We start from the raw sequence: 755 nt of genomic DNA on the forward strand, positions 1-755 counted from the left end.
TATGGTACTGTTAAGCGAGTTCAGCTACCAACCGACCGTGACACAGGCCGCTTGCGTGGCTTTGGTTTCGTAGAAATGGGTACAGAAGCTGAAGAATCCGCCGCCATTGAAGCTCTTGATGGTGCTGAGTGGATGGGACGCGACCTCAAAGTGAATAAAGCCAAACCCAAAGAAAACCGGGGTTCCTATGGTGGTAACAGAGGAAACAACTTCCGTAACCGCTACTAATCCTAAATCTATACAACATTTGGGATTAATCTGAAGTTATCCCGTGCAAATGTACTAGAAAAATTTTCAATCCCACACTTAAAAGCGTGGGATTTTTTTGCTTTCTCAATTCTCATTAGACCTCTTGCAAAAATATTTTTACCCCACCCTAACCCTCCCCGTTTACGGGGAGGGAACTAACTAAATCTTCCCCCCGTTCACGGCAGGGTTGTTTCATTCGCTCAGATCAGGATTTTGTCAAGAGTATTGACTAAAAATTTTAGGAAGTTAGTAATCGAAAAGTTACTGTTTCAACCAGTAAATTTCAGTGCGATCGCCTGGTTTTTGACCCAATTAGATTAATTAACGACCTGATTTTTTTGGCTGATACGCTTGTAAATTAGGGTCTTTTAGGGAATGAAACAGCCCTGCCGTGAACGGGGGGATTGAGGGGGGTTGATTCGACTTTTGCAAGAGGTCTAATCACGATACACATAAATTTTGTACCAGACGCGATATATCGCGTCTGGTACAGGGTCTGTATTTGT

1 protein-coding gene is annotated in these 755 nt (G+C 43.2%); it reads left to right on the top strand.

The genetic code is table 11. The annotated features are described in order from the left end of the window. Window positions 1-228, top strand: a 228-nt coding sequence (locus DM995_RS22935; protein WP_116970578.1) for an RNA recognition motif domain-containing protein, incomplete at its 5' end; no start/stop codon positions are given. Window positions 229-755 lie beyond the last annotated feature (527 nt).

Source organism: Blastomonas sp. UPD001 (assembly GCF_003426715.1).
Lineage (GTDB): Bacteria > Pseudomonadota > Alphaproteobacteria > Sphingomonadales > Sphingomonadaceae > Blastomonas.